At 72.3% G+C, this 19297-nt stretch carries 20 protein-coding genes; 3 read left to right on the top strand and 17 right to left on the bottom strand.

The window, feature by feature from the left end; all coding sequences use genetic code 11:
* Positions 1-20: 20 nt before the first annotated feature.
* The 4 genes from AB0M92_RS02560 to tsaB are packed head-to-tail and all read right to left on the bottom strand — an operon-like array spanning position 21 to position 2578.
* On the bottom strand, positions 21-293 hold the full coding sequence (locus tag AB0M92_RS02560; protein WP_366100240.1) for a hypothetical protein: 273 nt from the start codon (positions 291-293) through the stop codon (positions 21-23).
* Positions 293-1405 carry a tRNA (adenosine(37)-N6)-threonylcarbamoyltransferase complex transferase subunit TsaD gene (gene tsaD / locus AB0M92_RS02565; protein ID WP_366100241.1) on the bottom strand — a complete coding sequence of 371 codons (1113 nt, stop codon included), beginning with the start codon at positions 1403-1405 and terminating at the stop codon, positions 293-295. Before tsaD ends, AB0M92_RS02560 begins: the two co-directional genes overlap by 1 nt.
* Positions 1398-1880 (bottom strand): ribosomal protein S18-alanine N-acetyltransferase, encoded by a 483-nt coding sequence (rimI, locus tag AB0M92_RS02570; protein ID WP_366100357.1) that lies wholly within the window; start codon positions 1878-1880, stop codon positions 1398-1400. The genes tsaD and rimI overlap by 8 nt, the downstream gene beginning before the upstream one ends.
* Positions 1881-1915: 35 nt before the next feature.
* Positions 1916-2578 carry a tRNA (adenosine(37)-N6)-threonylcarbamoyltransferase complex dimerization subunit type 1 TsaB gene (gene tsaB / locus AB0M92_RS02575; protein ID WP_366100242.1) on the bottom strand — a complete coding sequence of 221 codons (663 nt, stop codon included), beginning with the start codon at positions 2576-2578 and terminating at the stop codon, positions 1916-1918.
* A 164-nt stretch (positions 2579-2742) separates the two neighbouring features.
* On the opposite strand from tsaB, the gene AB0M92_RS02580 reads away from it, so the two are divergent.
* On the top strand, positions 2743-3303 hold the full coding sequence (locus tag AB0M92_RS02580; protein WP_366100243.1) for a hypothetical protein: 561 nt from the start codon (positions 2743-2745) through the stop codon (positions 3301-3303).
* 46 nt (positions 3304-3349) lie between these two features.
* On the opposite strand, the gene AB0M92_RS02585 is transcribed toward AB0M92_RS02580, so the two are convergent.
* The 8 genes from AB0M92_RS02585 to AB0M92_RS02620 form a co-directional block, all read right to left on the bottom strand.
* Positions 3350-3532 (bottom strand): hypothetical protein, encoded by a 183-nt coding sequence (locus AB0M92_RS02585; protein WP_366100244.1) that lies wholly within the window; start codon positions 3530-3532, stop codon positions 3350-3352.
* Between the two features lie 142 nt (positions 3533-3674).
* Positions 3675-4235, bottom strand: coding sequence for a tRNA (adenosine(37)-N6)-threonylcarbamoyltransferase complex ATPase subunit type 1 TsaE (gene tsaE, locus AB0M92_RS02590; RefSeq protein ID WP_366100245.1), 561 nt, complete (start codon positions 4233-4235; stop codon positions 3675-3677).
* Complete coding sequence (locus AB0M92_RS02595; RefSeq protein WP_366100358.1) at positions 4171-5370, bottom strand: alpha/beta hydrolase; 1200 nt, start codon at positions 5368-5370, stop codon at positions 4171-4173. Before AB0M92_RS02595 ends, tsaE begins: the two co-directional genes overlap by 65 nt.
* A 27-nt stretch (positions 5371-5397) precedes the next feature.
* The gene (gene alr, locus AB0M92_RS02600; protein WP_366100246.1) at positions 5398-6534 is read right to left on the bottom strand and encodes an alanine racemase; all 1137 of its coding nucleotides are present in this window, start codon (positions 6532-6534) and stop codon (positions 5398-5400) included.
* Between the two features lie 89 nt (positions 6535-6623).
* Complete coding sequence (locus AB0M92_RS02605) at positions 6624-8057, bottom strand: NAD(P)H-hydrate dehydratase (RefSeq protein WP_366100247.1); 1434 nt, start codon at positions 8055-8057, stop codon at positions 6624-6626.
* A 26-nt stretch (positions 8058-8083) separates the two neighbouring features.
* Complete coding sequence (locus AB0M92_RS02610) at positions 8084-8452, bottom strand: holo-ACP synthase (protein WP_099889922.1); 369 nt, start codon at positions 8450-8452, stop codon at positions 8084-8086.
* Between the two features lie 19 nt (positions 8453-8471).
* Positions 8472-10319 (bottom strand): glutamine--fructose-6-phosphate transaminase (isomerizing), encoded by a 1848-nt coding sequence (glmS, locus tag AB0M92_RS02615; protein WP_366100248.1) that lies wholly within the window; start codon positions 10317-10319, stop codon positions 8472-8474.
* Between the two features lie 110 nt (positions 10320-10429).
* Complete coding sequence (locus AB0M92_RS02620; RefSeq protein WP_366100249.1) at positions 10430-11218, bottom strand: hypothetical protein; 789 nt, start codon at positions 11216-11218, stop codon at positions 10430-10432.
* Between the two features lie 254 nt (positions 11219-11472).
* On the opposite strand from AB0M92_RS02620, the gene coaA reads away from it, so the two are divergent.
* Positions 11473-12465: a type I pantothenate kinase gene (gene coaA / locus AB0M92_RS02625; protein ID WP_366100250.1), complete on the top strand. Its 993-nt coding sequence runs from the start codon at positions 11473-11475 to the stop codon at positions 12463-12465.
* A gap of 25 nt (positions 12466-12490) precedes the next feature.
* Entirely contained in the window at positions 12491-13438 is a 948-nt protein-coding gene (locus tag AB0M92_RS02630) for a DUF389 domain-containing protein (protein WP_366100251.1), read from the top strand.
* Between the two features lie 84 nt (positions 13439-13522).
* On the opposite strand, the gene glmM is transcribed toward AB0M92_RS02630, so the two are convergent.
* From glmM to AB0M92_RS02655, 5 genes are all read right to left on the bottom strand, one after another.
* Positions 13523-14881, bottom strand: coding sequence for a phosphoglucosamine mutase (glmM, locus tag AB0M92_RS02635; RefSeq protein ID WP_366100252.1), 1359 nt, complete (start codon positions 14879-14881; stop codon positions 13523-13525).
* Between the two features lie 134 nt (positions 14882-15015).
* Positions 15016-15531, bottom strand: a complete 516-nt coding sequence (gene rpsI, locus AB0M92_RS02640; protein WP_030864407.1) for a 30S ribosomal protein S9 — start codon at positions 15529-15531, stop codon at positions 15016-15018.
* A gap of 42 nt (positions 15532-15573) precedes the next feature.
* The gene (gene rplM / locus AB0M92_RS02645) at positions 15574-16017 is read right to left on the bottom strand and encodes a 50S ribosomal protein L13 (RefSeq protein WP_366100254.1); all 444 of its coding nucleotides are present in this window, start codon (positions 16015-16017) and stop codon (positions 15574-15576) included.
* 232 nt (positions 16018-16249) lie between these two features.
* Positions 16250-17506 carry a glycosyltransferase family 87 protein gene (locus AB0M92_RS02650; RefSeq protein WP_366100255.1) on the bottom strand — a complete coding sequence of 419 codons (1257 nt, stop codon included), beginning with the start codon at positions 17504-17506 and terminating at the stop codon, positions 16250-16252.
* Between the two features lie 68 nt (positions 17507-17574).
* Positions 17575-19203 carry an ATP-binding cassette domain-containing protein gene (locus tag AB0M92_RS02655; RefSeq protein WP_366100256.1) on the bottom strand — a complete coding sequence of 543 codons (1629 nt, stop codon included), beginning with the start codon at positions 19201-19203 and terminating at the stop codon, positions 17575-17577.
* Positions 19204-19297 lie beyond the last annotated feature (94 nt).

The following is a 19297-nucleotide window of genomic DNA, read 5'->3' on the forward strand; positions in this document are numbered from 1 at the left end:
GCTGGAGCCCGCCCCGTATGTCAGGTTCCGCTGGTCTCCACCGACTCGAACCGCCAGCGGTGCACCGGACGGGTGATCAGATCCGCTGCGGGCTCAGGGAGTTCGGGCAGCAGCGCCGCCACTCCCTCGGCCGCCTCCCACCAGGTGACGACCAACACCCGGTCCTGCGGAGCCCGCAGCAGCTCACGGCGCACGGGCTCGCGCTCCAGCACCTGCGAACGGGCCCACTCCAGCAGCTCGTTGCCCCGGCCGGCGGTGGCGCGGGCCTCCCACATCAGCGCGACGGTGCTCATCAGTAGAGGTTGTCCTTGCTCAACTCGTGCACGTGGTCGTGGTCGTGGGAGTGCGTGTGCGCAGGGGCGGTACCCGGCACGTGCGGGTCCGTCACCGGCAGCGAGGAGTCCGCCGACAGGTCCCAGTCCGAGGCCGGCCTGTTCCGCTTGACCATTTCCGCGCCCAGCGCCGCCACCATCGCGCCGTTGTCCGTACACAGCTTCGGCCGCGGCACCCGCAGGATGATCCCCGCGTCGTCGCAGCGCTCCTGCGCCAGCGAGCGCAGCCGGGAGTTGGCCGCCACACCGCCGCCGATCATCAGGTGGTCCACGCCCTCGTCCTTGCACGCGCGGATCGCCTTGCGGGTCAGCACGTCCACCACGGCCTCCTGGAAGGACGCCGCCACATCGCGCACCGGCACCTCCTCGCCCGCGTTCCGCTTCGCCTCGATCCAGCGGGCGACCGCCGTCTTGAGCCCGGAGAACGAGAAGTCGTACGCCGCGTCGCGCGGCCCCGTCAGCCCGCGCGGGAAGTTGATCGCCTTCGGGTCGCCCTCCCGGGCGAGCCGGTCGATGACCGGGCCGCCGGGGAAGCCCAGCTGCAGCACGCGCGCGATCTTGTCGAAGGCCTCGCCCGCCGCGTCGTCGATGGTCGCGCCCAGCGGCCTTACGTCCGAGGTGATGTCCGGGGCCAGCAGCAGCGAGGAGTGCCCGCCGGACACCAGCAGGGCCATGGTCGGCTCCGGCAGCGGACCGTGCTCCAGCTGGTCCACGCAGATGTGCGAGGCCAGGTGGTTCACGCCGTACAGCGGCTTGCCGAGCGCGTACGCGTACGCCTTCGCGGCGGAGACGCCCACCAGCAGGGCCCCCGCCAGGCCGGGACCCGCCGTGACGGCGATGCCGTCGAGGTCGCGGGCGCTGACCCCGGCCTCCTTCAGGGCGCGCTCGATGGTCGGGACCATCGCCTCCAGGTGCGCCCGTGAGGCCACCTCGGGCACGACGCCGCCGAAGCGGGCGTGCTCGTCCACGCTGGAGGCGATCGCGTCGGCCAGCAGGGTCGTGCCGCGGACCACGCCGACGCCGGTCTCGTCGCAGGAGGTCTCGATGCCGAGGACGAGCGGTTCGTCAGCCATTGCTCTCAGTGCTTTCAGTCGTCGCTTGTGCGGGGTCGGTCAGGCGCATCACGAGGGCGTCCACGTTGCCGGGCTGGTAGTAGCCCCGCCGGAAGCCGATCGGCTCGAAGCCGAAGCGCTCGTAGAGCTTCTGGGCCCGGGTGTTGTCCACCCGTACCTCCAGGAGCACCTCGGCGCACTCGAACGCGGTGGCGGCGCGCAGCAGGTCCGTGAGGAGCCGGGCGCCGAGCCCGGTCCCCCACTGGTCGCGCGCGGCCGCGATGGTCTGTACGTCGGCCAGGTCGCCGGCGGCGGCCAGCCCGGCGTAGCCGACGAGACGGCCGGACGAAGGGTCTTCGGCCACCACGTAGCGGCGGGTGGCGTGCGGACCGCGGGCGTGGGCGAGCTCGGACCAGAACATGCCCGCGGACCAGGCGTCCTCGGGGAACAGCTCGTGCTCCAGCTCCAGCACCGGCCCGATGTCCCACCAGCGCATCTCGCGCAGTACCGCCGTCACTGCCGTCGGTGCCGTCACTGCGGGGTGACCACCTTGTAGTTCTTGGGCACCTGCGCGTCGGGCCGGCGCAGGTAGAGCGGCGTCGGCGCGAGGAACTCGTCCCCGGCCGCCAGCCGTTCCACGGCCAGGGAGGCGAGCGCGGCGGCGCTCTGGTGCTCGGGGGCCCGCGCGTCGGTGAAGACCTGCGGGTACAGCAGCGCGCCCTGGCCCACCGCGGGCACCCCGGCGACCCGCTCGGCGATGTCGGCCGGGCGGTCCACGGCGGGCTCGCCGACGCGGGTGCGCGGGTCCTCGTACCGGGCCCAGTAGACCTCCTTGCGCCGCGCGTCGGTGGCGACGGTGAAGGGGCCCTCGATCCCGGCGGCGCCCGCGGCGTACGCGAGCCCGTCGAGGGTGCACAGGCCGTGCACCGGGATGCCGAGCACGGTGGCGAAGGTGGAGGCCGTGACGAGGCCGACGCGCAGCCCGGTGTAGGGGCCGGGGCCGACGCCGACGACGATGCCGGTGAGGGCGTCGAGCTTGAGCCCGGCCTCGGCGAGGACCTTGTCGACGGAGGGCAGCAGGAGCTCCCCGTGGCGGCGGGCGTCGACCTGGTTCGACTCGGCGAGGACGGACTCGCCGTCGTGCAGGGCGACGGTGACGGCGGGCGTGGCGGTATCTACAGCGAGCAAGAGCACGCGAACAGCCTACGACTCCGGGGGCCCGGCCCCTCGCGGCCGGTCGCGGGGCACCCCGGCTGCTACCTTCGACCCAGGTATCGGCCGAGGCCCGGTCCGGGGCGCGCGCAAGCCCCCGGCAGGCGCATTTCGGCACAGGGGAAGCACGGGAGAGGTGGAGCAAGGTGGCACGCAGCAGCTCGGGAATCGTGGCCGGGCTCACCGTCGCGGCGATCGCCGCGGTCGGCTTCCTCGGTTACCAGGCCTCCGCGACCGCGCCCGCGCACCCCCCGAAGGCTTCGGCCGAGCAGCCCGCGGCCCCCACCCCCGTCCCGTCGGCCCACGCCGCCGATCCGGCGAAGCCGGTGGCCGTGCCGGACGGGTCGGGCACCGGATCGCGCGTCGTGTACTCGGTGGGCCAGAAGCGGGTGTGGCTGGTCGGCGAGAACGCTCAGGAACCGAAGTCGTTCCCGGTCAAGCCCAGTACGGCGCACCCGAAGCCGGGCACGTACCTGGTGAACTCGCGCTCGGGCGCGGTCACCGGCTCGGACGGGGTGCCGATCGAGCACGTCGTACGGTTCGCCACGGCGGACGGGGTCGTGGTCGGGTTCAGCTCCCGGGTGGACGGCCAGGTGCCGGAGCCCGACCAGAGCAAGAAGACCGGCGGCATCCGGATGACGCGGGCGGACGGCGACGCCATGTGGGCCTTCGCGACGATCAACTCGAAGGTCGTCGTCCTCCCCTGACGGGTCCGCCGCGGATTCACCCGCACGGGCCAACGCACACACGCTCTCAGGCCGCCTCGGACTCCGGGGCGGCCTGTTCGCGTACGTCCACCACCTCGGCCCCGGGCCTGAGCGCGGGCTCGCGTGCGGGTGGCGTCGACACGGCGGTGGCGGCCGCGCCCGCGGCGAGCAGCGCCCCCATGGACACGACGGACGGGCGGGGGTCGCGCTGCACTCCTGCTGCGGACATGGCTCCTCCTGGCTTGGGCCGGCCCGTACTTAGGTAAACCTAACCAGCCCTCTGTACCATGTGACCACGCCAGACTCGATCGGCGCAATATCTTGCCGACGAGTTGTCGGTACGTTTTCCGGGACGGCGCCCCGCCGACCGGCTACAGCGCCTCCAGCGCGCCCGGCGCGGACCAGCGCGCCCCGATCCCGCGCACCGACACCTCCCGTACGTCGTCCATGACCTCCTCGTGGCCGACCGCCCGTGCGATCACCACGTGCAGCCGGTCGTCGGAGAGCTCCTCGACCTTGCCGTCGCCCCACTCCACGACGACCACGGACTCGGGCAGCGAGACGTCGAGGTCCAGGTCCTCCATCTCGTCCAGCCCGCCGCCGAGGCGGTACGCGTCCACGTGGACCAGCGCCGGCCCGCCGCTCAGCGAGGGGTGGACCCGGGCGATCACGAAGGTCGGCGAGGTCACGGCTCCCCGTACGCCCAGCCCCTCGCCCAGGCCCCGGGTCAGCGTGGTCTTGCCCGCGCCGAGTTCCCCGGTCAGCAGGACGAGGTCGCCCGGGCGGAGCAGGCCGGCGAGGGTGCGGCCCAGGTCCTGCATGGCCTCGGGCGAGTCGACGGTGATGCGCGCCTCGGCGGCGGCCGCCTCAGCTCCCTGCTGCGGAGTCTGACTGAGCGGTGCTCGCGGCGCTTCCAGCGGTACTTCTTCCATGCCCGCCAACGTTAGTCGCTGCGGGCACGGCGCCGGTGCGCGCCAGCAGGTCGGTGAGCAGCCCGGTCACCGTGTCGGGGTACTCCAGCATCATCAGGTGGCCGGCGGACTCCAGGACCACGAGCTCGGCGGCCGGCAGCGCGTCCTTGATGGCCTGGCTGTGCGCGGCGGGGGTGACCATGTCGCGATCGCCCGCGATGACGGTGACGGGGATGTCGGCGAAGCGCTGGAGGGCTGCGCTCTTGTCGTGGATCTGGAAGGCCGGATAGAACTCGGCGACCACGTCGATCGGGGTGGCCTCGATGAGCCGCTCGGCGAAGCGCGCGACGCCCGGGTCCACCTCGCGGGGGGCGCCGAACGAGTACATCTTGATCATGCCCGCGAAGAGGTCGGCGGTGGCCCGGCGGCCCTTCTCGACGAGCTCCACCTGCGAGCCGAGCGCCTTGAGCACGGGCGGCAGGATCCGGCGCACGGCGCCCATGCCGACCGCCGGCAGTCCGTACGTCACCTGGTCGAGGTGGCCGCTGGAGGTGCCGACCAGGGCCACGCCGACCACCCGGTCGCGGATCAGCTCGGGGAACTGCTCCGCCAGCGCCATGATCGTCATGCCGCCCATCGAGTGGCCCACCAGGACCAGCGGGCCCTCGGGCGCGGCGGCCTCGATGACCGTCCTCAGGTCGCGCCCGAGCTGGTCGATGCTCACCCGCTCGCCGTCGGCCTGGGCGAAGCCGCGCGCGCTGCGGCCGTGGCTGCGCTGGTCCCAGTAGACGGAGCGGACCAGCCCGCGCAGGGCGGAGCGCTGGAAGTGCCAGGAGTCCTGGGCGAGGCAGTAGCCGTGGCAGAACACGACGGTCGGCGCGGCCGCGTCCTTGCGGCGCAGCCGGGTCCGCTTCTTGGGGCCCTCGGGCGGCTCGTCGACCTCGTAGTAGAGCTCGGTGCCGTCCTCGGCGTAGCAGGCGCCCGGGGTCCCGCGCAGGGAGCCGTAGTTGCCGGTGGCGTCGAGCGCGAGGCGCGCCTTGCGGCGCATGCCGCGTCCGACCGTGATCCGTTCGACCGCGACCCCGGCGGCCGCGCCTGCGGCTATCACGCCGATCGCGGCGCCGGCCCACCCCGCCTTGCGCCAGTTCTCGCTCACGCCGTCCACGCCGTCCTCACTCAGCCCTCAGCCGCCCAGGTAGACCCGAGGAACGCGCACCCCGATACGGGTGACGATCTCATAGGCGATCGTGTGCGCCGCTTGAGCCCAGTCCTCGGCCGTGGGCTCGCCGTGCTCGCCCGGGCCGAAGAGGACCGCCTCGTCCCCGGCGCGTACCGGGTCACCGCCCAGGTCGACGACGAACTGGTCCATGGCCACGCGGCCGGCGACACGGCGGATCTTGCCGCCGACCGAGACGGGGCCGGTCCCGGAGGCGTGCCGGGGGATGCCGTCCGCGTACCCGGCGGGGATGAGGGCGAGGTTCGTCTCGGCCTCGGTGACGTAGTGGTGCCCGTAGCTCACCCCGTGGCCGGCGGGCACGGTCTTGACCAGCGCCACGGAGGCCTTGAGGGTCATGGCGGGCCGCAGGCCCAGCTCCCGGGCGGTGCCGAGCTCGGGGGCCGGGGAGACCCCGTAGACGGCCAGGCCGCAGCGCACGAGGTCGAAGTGGCTCTCGGGCAGGCTCAGGGTCGCGGGCGAGTTGGCGATGTGCCGGACCTCGGGCTCCACGCCCTCCTTCTCGGCGTACGCCAGCATGTCGCGGAAGGCCGCCAGCTGGAGCGGGATGGAGGGGTGGCCGGGTTCGTCCGCGCAGGCCAGGTGGGACCAGAGACCGGTGATCTTGACGGTGCCCTCGGCCTGGGCGGCGACGGCCGCGCCCACGAGCTCGACCCAGTCGGCGGGCTGGCAGCCGCCCCGGCCCAGGCCGGTGTCGGCCTTGAGCTGGACCCTGGCGGTGCGGCCGGCGGCGAGCGCGGCCTTGCGCACCTCGTCGAGGGCCCAGATCGCGCTGACCGAGACGTCCAGGTCGGCCTCTACGGCCGCCTGCCAGGGCCCTCCGGGGGTCCACAGCCAGCACAGGACGGGCCCGGTGATCCCGGCGGCGCGCAGGGCGAGCGCCTCCTCGGGAGTGGCGGTTCCGAGCCAGGTGGCACCGGCGTCCTGGGCCGCGCGGGCGCACCGGACGGCGCCGTGGCCGTAGCCGTCCGCCTTGACGACGGCCATCAGCTCGGCCCGGGGTGCCCGTGCGCGCAGGGCGCGTACGTTCGCCCGTACGGCGTCAAGATCGATCTCGGCGTACACGCGCGTCGGTGTCTCGTTCATCGCCCCCAGTCTCTCAGAGCGAGGCCGTGGCCTGTGCGACCGCCGTTCATACGGCGACATATTGGATGATTTTCACCCCTGATGACGTATCAAAGGCGGTGGCCCGCGTGGCCGGTGCCGTGCTGGGCCTCCTCGCGGACGTCGCGCCAGGCCTCCGGGAGGGACTCCGCGATCTGCTGGGCGAGGAGCGGTGCTCCGGCGGCCGCCCGGCGCCCCGCGAGGCCGTGCACGTACGCGCCCACCGACGCGGCGTCCGGCGCCGCCAGGCCCGAGGCGAGCAGGGATCCGGCCAGACCGGACAGCACGTCGCCGCTGCCCGCGGTCGCCAGCCACGGGGTTCCCGTCGGATTGACCCGGACCGGGCCGCCTCCGGGGCGCGCCACCAGCGTCGTCGACCCCTTCAGCAGGGCCGTCGCCCCGTACCGCGCCGCCAGGCCCCGTACGGACGACAGCCGGGCCGCCTCCACCGCCTCCCGGGAGGTACCGAGCAGCGCCGCCGCCTCCCCCGCGTGCGGGGTCAGCAGGGTCTCGGCCGGGCGGGCCCGCAGCACCTGCGGGTCCAGCCCGCGCAGCCCGTCCGCGTCCACCAGCACCGGCACCGGGTCGGCCAGGGCCTCGGCGACCTCCGCCGCCCGGCCCTCGCCGAGCCCCGGACCGACCACCCACGCCTGTACGCGGCCCCGCCCGATCAGCGTCTCCGGGTACCGCGCCAGCACGGCGTCCGCCGCCGGGCCCACGTAGCGCACGGCGCCCGCGCCGCCGCGCAGCGCCCCCGCGACGGCGAGCACCGCCGCGCCCGGGTACTGCGCCGATCCGGCGATGATGCCGACCACGCCCCGCCGGTACTTGTCGCTCGACGCCGCCGGAGCCGGCAGCAGCCGCGCGACGTCGGCGTGCTGGAGGGCCTCGGCATCCGGGTCCGGCAGCGACAGTCCGATGTCCACCATGCGCAGCGCGCCGGTGTGCGAGGCCCCCGGGTCGATGAGCAGCCCCGGCTTGTACGCCCCGAAGGTCACGGTGACATCGGCGCGGACGGCCGCTCCGGCCGCCTCACCGGTGTCCGCGTCCACCCCGCTCGGCAGGTCCACCGCCACCACGGGGGCGCCGGCCGGGATCCGCTCCGCCAGCGCCGCGGCCGCAGGCCGGAGCCCGCCGCGGCCGCCGATGCCGACGATCCCGTCCAGTACGAGGTCGGCCCGGCCCGGGACGGCTTGCGCGAGGCGGCCCCCGGCGGACAGCAGCGCCCGCACCCCGCCCGCGTGCACCCGCTCCGGATCCACCGGTACGGCCGTCACCCCCGCGCCGCGCCGGGCGAGGCGGGCGCCCGCGTACAGGGCGTCGCCGCCGTTGTCCCCGGGCCCGACGAGCAGTACGACGCGCGCCCCGTACACCCGGCCCAGCAGTCCGGCGCAGACGGCGGCCAGCCCGGCCGCCGCCCGCTGCATCAGGGCGCCTTCGGGCAGCCGGGCCATCAGCTCGCGCTCGGCGGCCCGTACGGTCTCCACGCTGTAAGCAGTACGCATGGGACCAGCCTGCCCGAAAAGGCGGCTCAGCCCTCGGCGATCACCACGGCCGAGGCGATGCCCGCGTCATGGCTCAGGGAGATGTGCCAGGACTTCACGCCCAGCGCCACCGCCCTGGCCTCGACCGTCCCCGAGACCCGCACCCGCGGCTGCCCGGTCTCCTCGACGTACACCTCGGCGTCGGTCCACAGCATCCCGCCGGGCGCGCCGAGGGCCTTGGCGAGGGCCTCCTTGGCCGCGAACCGGGCGGCGAGCGAGGCGGTTCCGCGCCGCTCGCCGCTCGGCAGCGTCAACTCGGAGTCGACGAACAGCCGCTGCGCCAGTTGCGGTGTCCGACGGAGCGACTCACCGAACCGCTCGATCTCGGCAACGTCGATTCCCACTCCGATAATCACAGGCGCCCACTCGCTTCGCTCACTCCACCGTCACGGACTTTGCGAGGTTACGGGGCTGGTCCACCTCGTTCCCGCGCGCCGTGGCCAGCTCGCACGCGAAGACCTGCAGCGGCACCGTCGCCACCAGGGGCTGGAGCAGCGTGGGCGTCGCCGGGATCCGGATCAGGTGGTCGGCGTAGGGGACGACCGCGTGGTCCCCCTCCTCCGCGATCACGATGGTCCGCGCCCCGCGCGCCCGGATCTCCTGGATGTTCGACACGATCTTGTCGTGCAGCACGGAACGCCCCCGCGGCGACGGCACGACCACCACCACCGGCAGGTCCTGCTCGATCAGCGCGATCGGGCCGTGCTTGAGCTCGCCCGCCGCGAAGCCCTCGGCGTGCATGTACGCCAGCTCCTTGAGCTTGAGCGCACCCTCCAGCGCCACCGGGTAGCCGACGTGCCGGCCGAGGAAGAGCACCGTGTTCTTGTCCGCGAGCGAGCGAGCCAGCTCCCGGACCGGCTCCATCGTCTCCAGTACGGTGTCCACGGCCCCGGCGATGTCGGACAGTTCGCGGATCACCGCCTCGATCTCGTCGCCCCACTTGGTTCCCCGCACCTGCCCGAGGTACAGCGCGACCAGGTAGCAGGCCACCAGCTGCGTCAGGAACGCCTTGGTCGAGGCGACGGCCACCTCCGGACCGGCGTGCGTGTACAGCACCGCATCCGATTCGCGCGGGATCGTCGACCCGTTCGTATTGCAGATGGCCAGCACCTTGGCCCCCTGTTCGCGCGCGTGCCGCAGCGCCATCAGGGTGTCCATGGTCTCGCCGCTCTGGGAGATCGCGACCACCAGCGTCCGCTGGTCCAGGATCGGGTCGCGGTAGCGGAACTCGCTGGCCAGCTCCGTCTCGCACGGGATGCGGGTCCAGTGCTCGATGGCCAGCTTCGCGATCATGCCCGCGTGGTACGCCGTACCGCACGCCACGATCACGACCTTGTCCACCTCCCTGAGCACCGAGACGGGGATGCGCACCTCGTCCAGGCTCAGCGAGCCGTTCCCGTCGATCCGGCCCAGGAGGGTGTCGGCGACGGCCTTCGGCTGTTCGGCGATCTCCTTGAGCATGAAGTAGTCGTACCCCCCCTTCTCGGCCGCGGAGGCGTCCCAGTCCACGTGGTACGCCCGCACGGACGCGGGCGCACCGGCGAAGTCGGTCACCGTGACCCCGTCGCGGCGCAGCTCGACGACCTGGTCCTGCCCCAGCTCGATCGCGGACCGGGTGTGGGCGATGAACGCGGCCACGTCCGAGGCGAGGAAGTTCTCCCCCTCGCCGACGCCCACCACCAGCGGGGAGTTCCGGCGGGCCCCGACCACCACGTCCGGCGCGTCGGCGTGCACCGCGACCAGGGTGAACGCGCCCTCCAGCCGCCGGCACACCTGCCGCATGGCCTCCGCGAGGTCCCCGCAGGCCTCGAACCGCTCGGCCAGCAGGTGGGCCACGACCTCGGTGTCCGTCTCGGACTCCAGCCGGTGCCCGCGCTCGGCGAGTTCGGCGCGCAGGGCGGCGAAGTTCTCGATGATGCCGTTGTGGACGACGGCGACCCGGCCCGCGTTGTCGAGGTGCGGGTGGGCGTTGACGTCGGTGGGCCCGCCATGGGTCGCCCAGCGGGTGTGCCCGAGACCCGTGGAACCGGCCGGCAGCGGATGCCCGACCAGCTCCTTCTCCAGATTGACCAGTTTTCCGGCCTTCTTGGCGGCGACGAGCCCCCCGTCGGCCAGCACGGCGACGCCCGCCGAGTCGTAGCCGCGGTACTCCAGCCGCTTGAGTCCGGCGATGACCACATCGAGCGCCGACTGCGCTCCCACGTAACCCACAATTCCGCACATACGGCGCAGCGTACGCCGTAGTTGGCCGTCTGACCGGTACCTGAACAAGACGAAACCCCGCCCCGGCGAATGCGCCGGAGCGGGGTTGACGGTCTGTACGGCGGGCTGCCTCAGCCGAGCTTCTTGACCTGGGTGTCGATCAGCGTCTTCGGCAGCTCGGTCGTGCCCGCGAGGCTGATCGAGCTGAAGGTGGCGACCGTGGAGCCCTTGCGGACGACGGTGATCAGGGCCGTGCCCTTGTCGCCGTCGCCCAGGTCGGCGTTGAGGCTCAGGCTCACGGTCTCGTCGCCGGCGGTCACGGCCGGGCCGGGCTTGACGCTCTCGTACTTGGTGGTGTCGCCCTGGGAGGTGGCGCTGAAGCCGCCCGCGCACGCGGTGCCCGCCGCCTTGACGGAGGCGAGCAGCTCCTGCGCGCCCGTGCCGTCGTACGAGAAGAGGCCGGTCATCGTCGTGGTGACACCGAGCGCGTTCTTGATCGCGTCGAGCTTCTCCTCCGTCGAGGCGTTGGCGCCCGGCTCCTTGGGCTTGGCGCTCAGCGCCATGCGGGCCGCGCCGGTCGGCTTGCCGACCTTCTGCATGGCCTGGGCCTGGACCAGGACCTTGCACTCCGCCTTGTCGGTGCTGATCGGCGTCGCGTCGGCCGTGCCCAGCTTGGCGCCCGCCTCGGCCTGGACCATGTAGTCCGGGACCTCCGCCTGCGTCACCAGCAGCGCGCCCAGCTCGGCGTCGGTCTTGCCCTTCGCGGCCGGGGCCGCGGCGGCCGACGAGGACGGGGCGGCGGACGGCTTGGCGTCCGCCTTCTTGTCGTCCGCCTTGTCCGAGCCGCAGGCGGTGGCCAGCAGGGCCAGGGACACCGCGGAAGCGGTCAGGACGGTACGACGGACAAGGGTGCTACGCACGAAAGATCTCCCCCAGAGACACACAACCAAAGAATCGGCGGCACCAGGCAGCAGCCCGGCCGCACCGACCAGCAAATCTACGGGCCCGTTCGATCAATGCCAGACCATTTTCCGCCGTGCGCCGCCGATCGTGATCAGGGCGATACGCTCCGCTCCCGCCACGTGACCGACCCCACCACCCACAACCGCCCCCGAGCCACGACAATGGCCCTGTGATCACTTCGCCGCCACGAAGCACGCCGCCGGAGAACGCGATGGAGCGCCCCGACCGACCCGAGCGACCCCACCGCCGGGCCGAGGTCTCCCCGTACGTCGACCTCACCCGCGACGAGTGGAGCGCGCTGCGCGAGCGGACCCCGCTGCCCCTCACGGCCGAGGAGGTCGAGCGGCTGCGCGGCCTCGGAGACGTCATCGACCTCGACGAGGTCCGGGACGTCTACCTCCCGCTCTCCCGCCTCCTCAACCTCTACGTCGGCGCCACGAGCAATCTCCGCGGCACCCTCAACACCTTCCTCGGCGACGCCGGCAACGGCCACGGCGCGCAGACCGGCACCCCCTTCGTCATAGGCGTCGCCGGCTCCGTCGCGGTCGGCAAGTCCACCGTGGCGCGTCTGCTCCAGGCCCTCCTCGCCCGCTGGCCCGAGCACCCCCGCGTCGAGCTGGTCACCACCGACGGCTTCCTCTACCCCATGAAGGAGCTCCAGCGGCGCGGGCTGACCGCGCGCAAGGGCTTCCCCGAGTCGTACGACCGCCGCGCGCTCACCCGCTTCGTCGCGGACATCAAGGCGGGCAAGGACGAGGTCAGCGCCCCCGTCTACTCGCACCTGATCTACGACATCGTCCCCAACGAGCAGCTCGTCGTACGCCGCCCCGACATCCTGATCGTCGAGGGCCTCAACGTCCTCCAGCCGGCCCTGCCCGGCACGGACGGCCGTACGCGCGTCGCGCTCGCCGACTACTTCGACTTCAGCGTGTACGTGGACGCGCGGCCCGAGGACATCGAGCGCTGGTACCTCAACCGGTTCCGCAAGCTGCGCGAGACCGCCTTCCAGAACCCGTTCTCCTACTTCCGCAAGTACACCCAGGTCTCCGAGGAGGAGGCCATGGAGTACGCGCAGACCATGTGGCGCACGATCAACAAGCCGAACCTCCTGGAGAACGTCGCCCCGACCCGCGGCCGGGCCACGCTCGTCGTCCGCAAGGGCCCCGACCACAAGGTCCAGAAGCTCAGCCTCCGCAAGCTCTGACCGCCGCGCCGCATAGGGTGCGGCCATGCTGCACCTACGGTTGATCACTCCGGCGAACCGGACCGAGGCGGTGGTCAAGGCCATCGAATCGACGGTCGGCACCACCCACCTGGTCGTACTGTCCGGCGCCGCCCGCGAGCCCCGGGGCGACGTGGTGATGTGCGACGTCGCCCGCGAGGCGGGGGACGAGCTGCTGCAGGAGCTCCGGCAGCTGGGCATCGAGGAGGACGGCTCGATCGCCGTCGAGAACATCGACCTGTCGCTGTCCCGGCGCGCCGACGCGGCCGAGGAGGAGGCCCCGGGCGAGGCGGCCGACGCGGTGCTGTGGGAGCAGCTGACCGAGGCCACCCACGAGGAGTCCACCCTCAGCATCACGTACGCCGCGTTCATGATCCTCGCAACGATGATCGCGGCCTGCGGTGTGGTGCTCGACAACGCCATCCTGATCGTGGGCGCGATGGCGGTCGGCCCGGAGTTCGGACCGCTCGCCGGAGTCTGCACCGGCGTGGTGCAGCGGCGACCGCGGCTCGCTCTGCGGTCCCTCGGCGCCCTGCTGATCGGTTTCGCCCTGGCGATCGGCGCCACCACCGTCTTCAGCCTGGGGATGGACGCGATCGGGCAGTTCCACGCGCAGATGCTGGAGCAGCCCCGCCCGAACACCGGCTTCATCTGGCGGCCGGACCCGCTGTCCTTCGTGGTGTCGCTGCTCGCCGGCATGGCGGGCGTGCTGTCCCTGACCTCCGCCAAGTCCGGCGCGCTGGTCGGCGTGGCGATCTCCGTGACCACCGTTCCGGCGGGCGCCAACGCCGCCGTGGCCCTCAGCTACGGGGACTTCGCCCAGATGTGGGGCTCGGCGGAGCAGCTGCTGCTCAACCTGTGCGGCATCATGCTGGCCGGCGTCCTGACCCTGTACGGGCAGAAGGCGCTGTGGCGGACCCAGCGCGGCCGCTGGGTCCGCAGGCCGAAGGCCTGAGCGGACCCGGCCCCGAACGCCGTCGGCCCCGTCCTGCGGTGGATCACCGGAGGACGGGGCCGACGCACGGGAGACGGGGCGGGTCTAGCCGAGCGCCGACTTCACGGCGTCCGCCAGCCGGCCGGCGACCGCGCGCGCCTGCTCGATGTCGGCGGCCTCGACCATCACCCGGACGAGGGGCTCGGTACCCGACGGACGGAGCAGCACCCGCCCGGTGGTGCCGAGCTCCCGCTCGGCGTCGGCGACGGCCGCGGCCAGCTCGCCGGAGGTCGTCACCCGGGACTTGTCCACGTCGGGGACGTTGATCAGCACCTGCGGCAGCCGCCGCATGACGCCCGCGAGCTCGGCGAGCGAGCGGCCCGTGGCCGCGACCCGCGCCGCCAGCATCAGGCCGGTCAGCGTGCCGTCGCCGGTCGTGGCGTGGTCGAGGATGATCACGTGGCCCGACTGCTCGCCGCCGAGCGCGTAGCCGTGCTCCTTCATCGACTCCAGGACGTACCGGTCGCCGACGCCGGTCTGCACGACCGCGATGCCCTCGCCCTCCATGGCCAGCTTGAAGCCGAGGTTGGACATCACCGTGCCGACGACGGTGTTGCCGCGCAGCTGGCCGGCCTCGCGCATGGCCAGGGCCAGCACCGCGAGGATCTGGTCGCCGTCGATCTCCGCGCCGGTGGCGTCGACCGCGAGGCAGCGGTCCGCGTCGCCGTCGTGCGCGATGCCGAAGTCGGCCCCGTGCTCGATCACGGCCTGCTTGAGGAGTTCCAGGTGGGTGGAGCCGCAGCCGTCGTTGATGTTGAGGCCGTCGGGCTCGGCACCGATGGTGATGACCTCGGCGCCCGCCCGGGTGAAGGCCTCGGGCGAGACGCGGGCCGCCGCGCCGTGGGCCTCGTCCAGGACGATCTTGAGGCCTTCGATGCGGTTCGGGAGGACGCCGATGAGGTGGGCGACGTACTTGTCGAAGCCCTCGTCGTAGTCGGAGACGCGGCCGACGCCGGAGCCGGTCGGCCGGTCCCACGGGGCGCCGGTGCGGTGCTCCTCGTAGACGGACTCGATGCGGTCCTCCAGCTCGTCGGCCAGCTTGTGGCCGCCGCGGGCGAAGAACTTGATGCCGTTGTCGGGCATCGCGTTGTGGCTGGCGGAGAGCATCACGCCGAGGTCGGCACCCAGCGCACCGGTGAGATACGCCACCGCCGGGGTGGGCAGCACACCGACGCGCAGGACGTCCACGCCCGCGCTCGCGAGGCCCGCGACGACCGCGGCCTCAAGGAATTCGCCGGACGCGCGCGGGTCGCGGCCGACGACCGCGGTCGCGCGGTGGCCCGCGAAGGTGCCCGCCTCGGCGAGTACGTGGGCAGCTGCCACGGAGAGACCGAGCGCGAGCTCAGCCGTCAGATCCGCGTTGGCGACGCCGCGTACACCGTCCGTCCCGAAGAGTTGTCCCACTGTTGTCCTCCCGAGTTCACACTTCGTTTGTGACCGCTTGTGACATGTATTTGCCGCTTGTGGCGGTAAACGAACCGCCCCGGCAGCACGGAGAGTGCTGCCGGGGCGGTTTGTTGCTGAACAGCAGGCGCAGATTAACGCTTGCTGTACTGCGGAGCCTTACGGGCCTTCTTGAGACCGGCCTTCTTGCGCTCGACCGCACGGTCGTCGCGGGAAAGGAAGCCGGCCTTCTTCAGCGCCGGGCGGTTGTTGTCGACGTCCGCCTCGTTCAGCGCGCGGGCCACGCCGAGGCGCAGGGCGCCGGCCTGGCCGGAGACGCCGCCACCCGAGATGCGGGCGATGATGTCGTAGCGGTTGTCCAGCTCAAGGAGCTTGAACGGCTCGTTGACTTCCTGCTGGTGCACCTTGTTGGGGAAGTAGTCCTCAAGGGTGCGACCGTTGATCTTCCACTTGCCGGTGCCCGGAACGATCCGGACGCGGGCGATGGCGTTCTTGCGACGGCCCAGGCCGGCGGCCGGCTGGGGGTCGCCGAAACGGCCGGCAAGGGACTCGGAGGTGTAGTCGCCCTCGACGACGACCTCAGACTCGGTGGTGTACTCCTCGACGCCCTCGAACTCTTCGACGGGGGTCTCGGCGGTGGTCTCGGCCACGATGCTCCTCAGAATTTTCTACGTCTTAGGGGGTGGCCGGAACTACTGCGCGACCTGGGTGATCTCGAACGGCACCGGCTGCTGGGCAGCGTGCGGGTGCTGGTCGCCCGAGTAGACCTTCAGCTTCGAGAGCATCTGACGGCCCAGGGTGTTCTTGGGGAGCATGCCCTTGATGGCCTTCTCGACGGCCTTCTCCGGGTTGTTCGCCAGGAGGTCGTCGTAGCGCACGGAACGCAGACCGCCCGGGAAACCGGAGTGGCGGTACGCCATCTTCTGGGTCGCCTTGTTGCCGGACAGGTGAACCTTGTCGGCGTTGATGATGACGACGAAGTCGCCCATGTCCATGTGAGGCGCATAGGTCGGCTTGTGCTTGCCCCGCAGAAGGGCAGCGACCTGGGTCGCCAGACGGCCGAGGACAACGTCCTGGGCGTCGATGACGAGCCACTGGCGCGAGATGTCGCCGGGCTTGGGGCTGAACGTACGCACGCGTATGCCTTCGCTTCTTCAGTGGTGGTATCCCAAGGGCGCAAGCCCCCACGGGAAGGTCCTGACAGGGTCACCACGGACGATCACGACAGCCCTCGTTCACATCGGGGACGCAACCCGTGTGAACCGCTGGTCATCGGTCCGGTGGACCGGCGCAAGGCCCTTTCACGTGAGAATGAGAAAGCCAATACGCATAACAAACCAGCAGGATACCCAAGCAGACCCGTACGGGTCAAAACGCGGTCCGCGATGCCGATTCTGCTGGCGTCGCGGCGCACTCCGGTTCGGTCCTGGGTGGGGACCCCGCAGTTGTTACGGGCTCTAGGGTAACCCGGCCGGAGAGCAGTGCACGACGCACCAGCAGGATCGCGAGCCCGCACAGGGTCGCGCAGTCCTTGAACGCACGCCGTTTGTGGGCCAGCTCGGAGGGCCAGGGGACCAGCGCCACCTGGGGCGTCAGGGCCAGCCAGAACCAGGGCGAGCGGGGCATGGAGCCCGGCCGCACCGCCGAGGCCAGCAGCAGCGGGAGCACCACCAGCAGGTAGTGGTCGAAGGACGGCCGCGAGACCAGGAACGCGGCGAGCATCACCATGCAGGCCGTCTCCACGAGCCGCAGCTCTCCCCCGTCCGTGTCCTGCGCCGTACGCCGCCAGCGCGTCCAGGCGGCCCACAGCCCCGCCCCGGCCCCCGCGAAGGCCACCAGCACCGCCACCGGCGCCGGCACCCCCAGCCGGGGCAGCACCGCGATGGGCGAGGCGTCCCAGGGCAGCGCGTACGCGTCCTGCCCCTGGAACAGGAACGGCAGGGTCTTGGTGAAGAACAGCGTCGGGCTGGGCATCATCAGCGCCCCCAGCACCGACATCCCGAGCGGCACGAGCACGGCCGCGGCCAGCCCCCGCCACTGCCGGGCCAGTACGAAGACGAGCCCGATCGGCACCAGCATGGGCTTGCAGGCTATGGCCAGCCCCACCACGAGCCCGGCGGCCGCCCAGGACCGCCGGTGCGCGAGGAGCAGTGCCACCGGCAGCGCCGCGGCCGAGATCGCCGTCCAGTTGCCGATCAGCACGAGGTTCACGTACGGCTTGTAGGCCAGGGCCAGCACCGGGAACCCGACGACCGCGAAGCGCGAGCGCAGCGGCACCGAGAACAGCCGCAGCGCGGCCAGCCACCCGATGCCCAGCAGCCCGGACATCGCGACCGGCAGGCTCCAGCGCAGCGCCCCCGTCGGCAGCAGCGCCTCGGGGACGGCCATCAGGACCGCGCTGGGCAGGTACAGGAAGCGTTTGTCCTCGTACGGAGACCCGCCCGCCAGCAGCGTCTGCGCCGCCTTGACCACGAAGGCGTTGTCGGAGCCCCAGTTCTCCCGCAGGCTCGTGGAGACGCAGACCCCCAGGACCACCGCGAGGGAGAGCAGCTGCCAGGGCCGGGACGCGGGCCGCAGCAGCCAGTCGAGCAACCGGTCGCCGAGGCCCTGCCTCTCCCGCTTCATGAGCCAGATGCCAGGCCACAGGCCCACAACGCCTCCCCCTCACTCCGCCCGAGGGGGCGGTCTCCCCCCTAGCGCTTGCGCTCGACCCTACGTTCGTCCCAAACGGGTTCCTGAGTCTCTCGCACAACACCGTCGGAACCGAAGACCAGGAAACGGTCAAATGTCCGCGCGAACCACCGGTCGTGCGTGACGCAGAGCACAGTGCCCTCGTACGACTCCAGGCCGTCCTGGAGGGCCTCCGCGGACTCCAGGTCCAGGTTGTCCGTCGGCTCGTCCAGCAGCAGCGCCGTGGTGCCCGCCAGCTCCAGCAGCAGGATCTGGAAGCGCGCCTGCTGGCCGCCCGAGAGCCGCTCGAACGGCTGCTCCCCCTGGCGCTCCAGCTCGTACCGGCGCAGGACGGCCATGGCCGGGCCCAGCGGCTTCGCCGCCTCCGTCCACAGGATGTCGACGAGCGTGCGGCCGAACAGCTCGGGGTGGGCGTGCGTCTGCGCGAAGTGACCGGCGACCACCCGGGCGCCCAGCTTGAAATCACCCGTGTGCTTGACGTCCTCGCCGGCCAGCAGCCGCAGGAAGTGGGACTTCCCGGAGCCGTTCGAGCCGAGCACCGCGACGCGCTCGCCGTAGAAGACCTCCAGCGAGAAGGGCTTCATCAGCCCGGTGAGTTCGAGGTTCTCCACGGTCAGCGCGCGCACGCCGGTCCGGCCGCCCTTCAGGCGCATCTTGATGTCCTGCTCGCGCGGCGGCTCCGGCGGCGGGCCGGCCTCCTCGAACTTCTGGAAGCGCGTCTGCATCGCCCGGTAGCGCGAGGCCATGTCGGGGCTGCTCGCCGCCTGGTTGCGCAGCCGCAGGACCAGCGCCCTCAGCCGCGCGTGCTCCTCGTCCCAGCGCCGCTTGAGCTCCTCGAAGCGCGCGAAGCGCTCCTTGCGGGCGTCGTGGTACGTGTCGAAGCCCGAGCCGTGCACCCACACGTCCGTGCCCGTGGGGCTCGGCTCCAGGCTGATGATCTTCTCGGCGGCCCGGGACAGCAGCTCCCGGTCGTGGGACACGAAGAGCACGGTCTTGCGGGTGGCCCCCAGCTGCTCCTCCAGCCACCGCTTGCCCGGGACGTCCAGGTAGTTGTCCGGCTCGTCGAGCAGCAGCACCTCGTCGGGCCCGCGCAGCAGCGCCTCCAGCACGAGCCGCTTCTGCTCACCGCCCGACAGCGTGCGCACCTCGCGGAACTGCGCGGCGTCGTACGGGACGGCCAGCGCGGCCATCGTGCACACGTCCCACAGGGTCTCGGCCTCGTAGCCCTGGACGTCGGCCCAGTCGCTGAGCGCCTGCGCGTACGCCATCTGTGCGGACTCGTCGTCCACCGTCATGATCAGGTGCTCGGCGTGGTCGACGGCCTTCGCGGCCTCGCGGATCCGGGGCTGGGCCACCGAGACCAGCAGGTCCCGCACGGTCGTCTCGTCCCGTACGGAGCCGACGAACTGCGACATCACGCCGAGGCCGCCGCTGACGGTGACCCCGCCGCCGTGCGGCTGGAGCTCGCCGGAGATCAGCTTCAGCAGGGTGGACTTGCCGGCGCCGTTCGCCCCGACCAGGGCGACGACCGAGCCCTCCCCCACGCGGAAGGAGACGTCGGGGAGCAGGACCCGCCCGTCGGGAAGGTAGTACTCCAGGTGGCCGGCTTCGAGATGTCCCATGCGGGGCATTGTCCAGGCCCGGCGCCGATCCGCCCAAACGGATTCCCGCCCCCGCGGTCACGGGCGGCCGGACGCGGCCGCGGGCCCGCCCCGCGGGCGGACG

The organism is Streptomyces sp. NPDC051582, assembly GCF_040681715.1.
Taxonomy (GTDB): domain Bacteria; phylum Actinomycetota; class Actinomycetes; order Streptomycetales; family Streptomycetaceae; genus Streptomyces.